The organism is Longimicrobium sp. (assembly GCF_036554565.1).
Taxonomy (GTDB): domain Bacteria; phylum Gemmatimonadota; class Gemmatimonadetes; order Longimicrobiales; family Longimicrobiaceae; genus Longimicrobium.
The window spans coordinates 1-6,815 of the sequence record NZ_DATBNB010000628.1; the positions used below are offsets into that span (position 1 = coordinate 1).

The 6,815-nt window shown below is 66.7% G+C and carries 8 protein-coding genes and 1 pseudogene; 1 reads left to right on the top strand and 8 read right to left on the bottom strand.

All coding sequences use genetic code 11. The features are described 5' to 3' along the window. From VIB55_RS17400 to VIB55_RS17420, 5 genes and pseudogenes are all read right to left on the bottom strand, one after another. A pseudogene (locus tag VIB55_RS17400) lies at window positions 1-311 on the bottom strand (hypothetical protein); the annotation flags it as partial. Between the two features lie 90 nt (window positions 312-401). Further along, complete coding sequence (locus tag VIB55_RS17405; protein WP_331877940.1) at window positions 402-791, bottom strand: hypothetical protein; 390 nt, start codon at window positions 789-791, stop codon at window positions 402-404. Window positions 792-1,210: 419 nt separating this feature from the next. Beyond that, the gene (locus VIB55_RS17410; RefSeq protein ID WP_331877941.1) at window positions 1,211-1,840 is read right to left on the bottom strand and encodes a hypothetical protein; all 630 of its coding nucleotides are present in this window, start codon (window positions 1,838-1,840) and stop codon (window positions 1,211-1,213) included. Window positions 1,841-2,023: 183 nt separating this feature from the next. Continuing rightward, on the bottom strand, window positions 2,024-2,485 hold the full coding sequence (locus VIB55_RS17415; protein WP_331877942.1) for a GNAT family N-acetyltransferase: 462 nt from the start codon (window positions 2,483-2,485) through the stop codon (window positions 2,024-2,026). 243 nt (window positions 2,486-2,728) lie between these two features. Then, window positions 2,729-2,890 carry a hypothetical protein gene (locus VIB55_RS17420; protein WP_331877943.1) on the bottom strand — a complete coding sequence of 54 codons (162 nt, stop codon included), beginning with the start codon at window positions 2,888-2,890 and terminating at the stop codon, window positions 2,729-2,731. 346 nt (window positions 2,891-3,236) lie between these two features. Here VIB55_RS17420 and VIB55_RS17425 point away from each other — a divergent pair, with 346 nt between their 5' ends. Further along, entirely contained in the window at window positions 3,237-3,866 is a 630-nt protein-coding gene (locus tag VIB55_RS17425) for an SGNH/GDSL hydrolase family protein (RefSeq protein WP_331877944.1), read from the top strand. A 60-nt stretch (window positions 3,867-3,926) separates the two neighbouring features. Here the strand turns inward: VIB55_RS17425 and VIB55_RS17430 are convergent, their stop codons facing one another. From VIB55_RS17430 to VIB55_RS17440, 3 genes are all read right to left on the bottom strand, one after another. Beyond that, window positions 3,927-4,577 (bottom strand): hypothetical protein, encoded by a 651-nt coding sequence (locus VIB55_RS17430; protein WP_331877945.1) that lies wholly within the window; start codon window positions 4,575-4,577, stop codon window positions 3,927-3,929. Between the two features lie 343 nt (window positions 4,578-4,920). Beyond that, the gene (locus VIB55_RS17435) at window positions 4,921-5,694 is read right to left on the bottom strand and encodes a LysM peptidoglycan-binding domain-containing protein (RefSeq protein ID WP_331877946.1); all 774 of its coding nucleotides are present in this window, start codon (window positions 5,692-5,694) and stop codon (window positions 4,921-4,923) included. 163 nt (window positions 5,695-5,857) lie between these two features. After that, window positions 5,858-6,815 (bottom strand): lytic transglycosylase domain-containing protein (locus tag VIB55_RS17440; RefSeq protein WP_331877947.1); only part of this gene is annotated, 958 nt, incomplete at its 5' end.

Below are 6,815 nucleotides of genomic sequence, written 5' to 3' on the forward strand. Positions count from 1 at the left end.
ACCTTCTCCCGGCGCACTCGGTCGATATCCACAGAGCCAGAAATCACGCACTCAATCAGGCACGCAACGTAAGGTTCGTCGCGAGAAAACCGGTTGTTGCAAGTGATGCAACAACGCACCACCGGCAGGTTCTCGGGAAATGGCTGATCGAGGAGAACCTTTGAGGGAACGTGATCAGCGGTCGACGGCACGTCGCCACAATAGGCGCAGTACAGCGAGTGCCGCTCATCGAGGAAGAGCTTGCGAGGGTCCATCGTTGAATAATAGCGGCCTAACGACGCAAGGGTCAGGGATGCGGGGCCGTCGCGCAAGCCTGTCATCCACCCGAAAACATGCACGGCCCCGCATCCCCTGCAGCCGCTTGTTGGGCCGCACACGCCAGCGGGGACCATCGCTGCTTCTCACTCCTCGGTGTAAGAGTAACGTTTGTCGTTCAGCATTCCACCGGGCGAAAGGCAGATACTGAACCGCTTGAACAAGCCGAAGAATTCTGTGAGTGGCATTTCAGTAGTAATGCGCCGAGTAGCGAAGGCGCCTGAGGTCGTCGCGATGGACTCCTTGACGGAATCGAATGAACCCGGCGTCACTAGAAAATGCACCGTGATCGGATCGCGATGCGCGCCGCGGTTCTCGCCAACCCACACGTTTACCCCAACCACGAACTCGTGTTGGTGCATCAGGCCCTTGGCTCGGAGCCAGTCCCCAGGACCATTGCCGTCTGCCCTGTCCGCCGCTGACGAACCGATTAGGTCGTCGTACTGAACCGATGCGCGGAAGCGATCATCTGTCATCGTGGACTCAACCCGAATGTTGTTGTGGAGTAGCCGCTCGCGTTGGGAGCGCCCAAGGTCGAAGAGCATACCGCGGTGCGGCACCCGAATGCGGCCTAACGCCTCAAGGGTCAGGGGTGCGGGGCCGGCGCGCAAGACTTTCGTCCGCCCCGGAGCATGCAAGGCCCCGCATGCCCTGCAGCCGATTGTCAGGCCGGTAGCCGCCGAGGTAAAGCGTGCGGAGCATGGCTCCAGCGGCCACATCGCCGCGTCCGGCGAGCGAAAGCGCGCTGCGGCAGGCAACATCCAGGAGTAACCAGCCTACGTGTAAGTGCCCAGCCGGGGCGCGCGCCAGGCTCACTGGGCGCGTCACCATGGGGGATCACTTCTCCGAAGTCTCTGCACTCCGAAGCTCATCCTCCGACCATCGACAGAACGCGTCAACTCCGATGTTGTAAAGAATCAAAGTCAAACCAGCGATGACCGGTGCACCCACGATGCCGAGCACGGGCACATTTGCTATGAGCAACGAACCGAGTGTAAGCCCCCCCCGCCTGAACCAGAAGCTCCGGCTTTGCCAATTGTGCGCCAACACCGGCCTCCTTCCCGGCGCCGATCTGATCCTCAATCTTCTTGCGCAATTCAGCGTCCCCGCACAGATACTTCCGGATGGATTCGGCAAGGTATGAGAAAAAGCCTCGCTCGTACTTGAGTTCGTAAACCAGCTGAACGACATCGGCCATCTGTACATCGACCGTGGCTCGGCCGGATGCTAGCGTTGCGAGCGTTTGATGCTGCCACGATCCCGGGAACGCTGGTGGCACGTTATGCTCTGAAAGGTCATCAGGGACAAGCCAGTCACGGTAGGAGCCCGAATATCCCGATGGGGAGTCGCGGTCGACTGGGAACGCGAGTGGCTCTTTCATAGCCACGCCCATAAGTCGACCGAGCCGAACAAGGCGCGTACCAGGATCACCAGCTTTCAACAACGTTCCCAATGAGACGTGGTAATCCCCCTGTGCCAGTCGGTCCAAGTGCTCGACGCCTTCTCGGAATTCATCAGCGTTCATGCCTGCCTCCGCCTGTTGACATGGAAGAACGGTGACGTTGGGCTGACACAGGGACGCGAAGTGGGCCCAACGACACAAGGGTCAAGGGTGCCGGGCCGGCGCGCAAGACTTTCGTGCCCACCCAAAGCATGCAAGGCGCCGCTTCCCTGAAGCCGATTGATAGGCGGCCGTGCGCGAACACGTTCAGTCCAGCCGCAGCAGGAACTCTTCGACATCGTCTCCGGAACTCTCGACCGTGGCCTCCCTCGCTTCGATGAAGAAGCCAACCTTCTCGAGCACGCGACGGGAGGCGGTATGGTCCACGGTTACCCGGGCAAAGAGCGGCCGCTCGTGCACCAGGGCGAGGAGTTCTCGCAGCGCAACGGTCGCGATGCCCTTTCCCCAGTGCTCCCGCCCGTACCAGTACGCCACCTCGCGCAGACCCCCGCGAACGAAGCTGCCGATGTACCCAACGACGGCGCCCTCGCTCTCGACGGTGCGGAGGATCCCGAGAGGATCCGCGAGAATCCTCGTCCAGTGGGTGTCGAACGCGGAGCGGTCGCGTGACGTGAGCGTACCCACGCGAAGAGCGACGGGATCACGCTGGTGCTCGAAGAACGTGTCGAGATCCGAGGCCGCAACAGGTCGCAGTCGAATGCCGGTCATGACCCTCGGGGAGTTGACTCGCGGTTGCGGAGGCGGCCATCGCCGCCTGACGCCACAAGGGTCAAGGGTGCGGGGCCTGCGCGCAAGGCTTTGACCCAGCCCGAAAGCATGCAAGGCCCGGCGCATCGCCTGCGTGATCGATGGATCGGGCGCTCACAGGCAGACACGAGAACGGGCACCCCGCGGCTCGCAGGGTGCCCGATCATCACCGGTGCGGTGCCTGCACTGAGCCGGTTCAGGCGCTCACCAGCAAACGCACGGTGAGGATACGCACTCGGTGTTGCAGAGAGTCCTGCCGGTCGCGAAGAGATCGCGCCCCTCTACCGTGCCGCGCTGCTCGGGAACGTCGGCCGATTCGAACGTCTCCACCGACAGCTCGTCCAGGTTCAGCTTGAGCTTGTTCATACTACCCTCCTGGTGAATGGTAAGGCGTGGAAAGCGCGTCCTGGCCGGAGCTGGTCGGGGCGCGCCGTGAGGGGTGGATCTCCGCGACACGAAACGGAAGGCAGACACCCACCAGCCATACTGTACTACCGGATGGCCGGAAAGCAAAGCTTTTATTGATAAGTGGCGGGATGGGAATATGTCTGGAGAATCGGCCGGCGTTGGTCTGCCGGCTCAGTAGGATCGTATCGCGAGCGCGGATGAGTCTCGTCCAGCGACAGCCGCGCAGTACCGTTGTTCTCATGCGGGCCCCGCGCTTGCTCCTGCTCCGGGTTCGATCCTGGAACCGAAAACGCAGTAGGGAGACATGCCGCACATCGTACTTCTCGGCGACAGCATCTTCGACAACGCATCGTACGTGGCGGGCGGGCCGGACGTGGTCGCGCACCTGAAGCGGGAGATGCCGGAGGGATGGCGCGCCACGCTTTCCGCCATCGACGGCGCAACCACGGGCAGCATACCCGTGCAGTACGGCCGCATTCCGCCCGACGCCACGCACCTGGTGCTGAGCATCGGCGGCAACGACGCGCTGATGAACGTCGACATCCTGCAGCGCCGCGCATCCACCGTCGCCGATGCGCTGGAGCACCTCGCCGACATGCGTGACCGCTTCGAGCACGCCTATCGCGCCGTGGTCGCGCAGCTGCTCAAGCACGACCTGCCGCTGACCGTTTGCACCATCTACAACGGCAACTTCGGCGACCACGTGATGCAGCGGCTGGCCCCCACGGCGCTCATCATGTTCAACGACGCCATCCTGCGGACGGCCTTCGAGCTGGTGCTGCCCGCCATCGAGCTGCGCATCGTCTGCAGCGAGCCGGAAGACTACGCCAACCCCATCGAGCCGTCGGTGCAGGGCGGGCACAAGATCGCCAAGGCCATCATCCGCGCCATCGAGGGGCAGGCGGGAGCCCGCGGCGCGCCCGTCTTCATCTGACTTCGCGCGGAACGGAAGAGGGGCGGGGCAGCCGATCGGCCGCCCCGCCCCTTTCCGGGTTTACCGGATGCGTTCGATGACGAAGCGCTCCCGGCTGGTGTAGCGGCCCGTCAGGCGCACGCGGTCGCCTTCACGGAGGCGGTTGAACCGGTCGCGGTCGCGCGAGTCGTGGGGGAGCGTCGCCCAGATGCGGCGGCCGTCGCTGGCGCGCAGCTCCATCTGCCGCGTGGTGCGGCTCACCCGGACCACGCGTGCGTCCAGCGAGTAGAGGCGGTCGTCGGACCGGCCACGGTCCTCGTGTCGATCGCGGTCGCGGTCCCGGTCCCGATCCCGCGAGCCGTACCGGTCATCGCCGCGGCTGTTGCGCACGCGCACGTGGTCGGCGTACAGGTAGCCGTCGCGGTCGCGCGACGTGCGGATGCTCACCTCGTCGCCGCGCTCCAGGGCAGACGGGTTGTACTGGCGATCGCGGTACACCACGCGCGTGCGGCCGTCGTAGCGAACGCGTTCGCTGCGCCCGTTGTAGGTGCGCACCTCCAGGTAGCGGGAGCGCGTGTTCACGCCGCGGATCTCGCCCTCCACCTCGTTGCCGTACAGCGTGCCCAGCCCGCCGTTCAGCACCTCTTCCATTCCATAGCCGGCGCACCCGCCGGCGGTGGCGCCCAGCGCCAGCGTCGCCGCCAGTGCCAGGCCGCGTACCATGCGTCTCATTGGATACTGCCTCCTGCTCGGGGTCCTACGGTGTGAAGGGTCCGCGCGGGAATGCGGCGCGGCGCACCAGAGCGGCAGGGCAACCCCGATGCCCATGTGAAACCCGCGCCGTTGCTCAACTTTACCCCATTGGATGCCGTGCGCGTGTCCGCATCCGTGGACGATCCTGTCCCTTGAAAAGCTGTCTCACGCGGAGGCGCGGAGGTCGCGGAGAACTGCAGGAGGACACCCTCCGTTCCCTCCGCGTCCTCCGCGCCTCCGCGTGATCCAAAGCGCAGTCGGGAAATGACAAAGAGCCGCCTCCTGCATGGAAGCGGCTCCTTCGATGTACGGCGGATCGGGGTCAGCGCGCCGGGATAATCAGCACCTGGCCGGCGACGATGCGGTTGGTGCGCATGTCGTTAGCCACGCGCAGCCGATCGACCGTGGTGTTGTGCCGACGGGCGATTTCCCACAGCGAGTCGCCCTGCCGCACCCGGTAGGTGTCCCGCCGCGGGGCCGGCGGGCGCGAGGCCGAACGCTGCCCCGCGGGCGCCTCGTCCCCGCTGCCGATGTGGCGCCGGTACGGGCCGGGGTAGACCGCCACGTGAAAGTGCGGCGGGCGGCGCTCCTCGGTGGCCTCGATTACCCCGGCGCGCTCCAGGCTCAGCAGCGTCTCGCGGAGGAACCGCAGGCAGCGGCTGTTGGTGGGGCGGCGGATGTCGATGGCCATTCCGGTCGGGTGCACCGAGCGGTCGACGGAGTTGGCCAGCCGCAGCGAGGTTGGACGCATGGCGCTGGTGATCACCAGCTGCTCGCGGCAGGTCTGCCGATACTGGCGCGCCAGGCGCTGAACGAACGTGCGGGTGATGGAAAGCGCGTACGGGTGCGACACGCCGGCTAGCCGGTAGTCGGCGTTGCCGCTCATGCGCACCAGGTCGCCATCCCGCGCCGCGCCGCGCACGCCCGTGGCCGTTCGATAGAACGTCAGGTCGTGCGAGCGGGCCTGCTGGTACATGCGGTCGACGCTGGCGGGCGAACCCCGCAGCGTGGTCTGCGCACGCGACGGCACGGCCGCCAGGGCCAGCGCGGCGGGAACGAGCAGGGATGCCGCAAAGCGGAAGACTGGCATCGGCATTCGGCGGATGATCTCGCCCGTGTCGGAAGATGTACGGACGCGCCCGGGAATGACGCGCGGCCATGGCGGCGGGCCTGGATGCACAGTGTAGGTGCGCCCGCGGCAACGGTCAACGGCTACCCCGCCAGTCGCCGCCGGGGTCCACACGGCCGGCGCGGGCGGACTATGATCCGCCCGCCAGCCCCGGCGAGCGCTCGCCGCCGTACAGCCGGCGGTAGATGGCGGCGTTGCGCAGCACCACCTTGACGTACTTGCGCGTTTCGTCGAACGGAATGCGCTCGCGGAACACGTCCGCGTCGCCGCCGTACCCCAGTTCGCGGCGCCACCGGTCTGCCCGGCTGGGGCCCGCGTTGTACGCCGCCAGCGCCAGGTCGCGCTTGCCGTCGTAGCGCCGCAGCTGGTCGCGCAGGTAGCGCGAGCCCATCCGCAGGTTGATCTCGGGAACGGCCAGCAGGCTGGGATCGAAGTTGCTGACCCCCGCGCCCGGCGCAAGCCACGCTCCCGTGGCCGGCATGATCTGGCTGAGCCCCGTGGCGCCCACCCAGGAGCGCGCCTTGGGGTTGAACGACGATTCCTGCCGCACCAGACCCGCCAGCAGGTAGGGATCGACGTTCGCCCGGTCCGCCTCGGCCATCAGGATGTCGCGGTAGGGAAAGGGGAAGACCACCTTCAGCAGCCGCGCATCCCACTCGCCGCCGCGCGCGTCCAGCAGCTCCCGCCCAATACGGATGCCCTCCACCGGGTGATCTTCCGCCAGCCCCTCCGCCAGCACCAGCAGCGCGCCGGGGCGGGTGCGCAGCCGGTACGTTTGCCAGGCCAGCTCTTCCTTGAACTCCGCCGCGAAGCCGGTGAGGTGAAGCGCCTTCAGCCGCCGCAGCCCCTCGTCGGCGTCGGCCTGGTCGCGCGCGGCGATGGGCCAGGCGCGGTCGTTCGCGAGGGCCCCCGCCAGCGGGTTGGAGCCCGCGCGGTCGCCGGCGCGCACGGCGTAGTACGAAACCGGGTCGGCGCGGATGGCCGCGGCGTACATGTTCCGCGCGCGCTCGTCGCGGCCCGCCTTCTCGTGCATCACCCCCGCGCGATAAGCCAGCTCGGCGGTGGTCTCGCCTTGGGGATAGCGCGAC

Excerpts from the sequence above, each read along its gene's own strand:
- VIB55_RS17405 (WP_331877940.1), bottom strand. The coding sequence starts at position 791 with ATGACAGATGATCGCTTCCGCGCATCGGTTCAGTACGACGACCTAATC.
- VIB55_RS17410 (WP_331877941.1), bottom strand. The coding sequence starts at position 1,840 with ATGAACGCTGATGAATTCCGAGAAGGCGTCGAGCACTTGGACCGACTG.
- VIB55_RS17415 (WP_331877942.1), bottom strand. The coding sequence starts at position 2,485 with ATGACCGGCATTCGACTGCGACCTGTTGCGGCCTCGGATCTCGACACG.
- VIB55_RS17420 (WP_331877943.1), bottom strand. The coding sequence starts at position 2,890 with ATGAACAAGCTCAAGCTGAACCTGGACGAGCTGTCGGTGGAGACGTTC.
- VIB55_RS17425 (WP_331877944.1), top strand. The coding sequence starts at position 3,237 with ATGCCGCACATCGTACTTCTCGGCGACAGCATCTTCGACAACGCATCG.
- VIB55_RS17430 (WP_331877945.1), bottom strand. The coding sequence starts at position 4,577 with ATGAGACGCATGGTACGCGGCCTGGCACTGGCGGCGACGCTGGCGCTG.
- VIB55_RS17435 (WP_331877946.1), bottom strand. The coding sequence starts at position 5,694 with ATGCCGATGCCAGTCTTCCGCTTTGCGGCATCCCTGCTCGTTCCCGCC.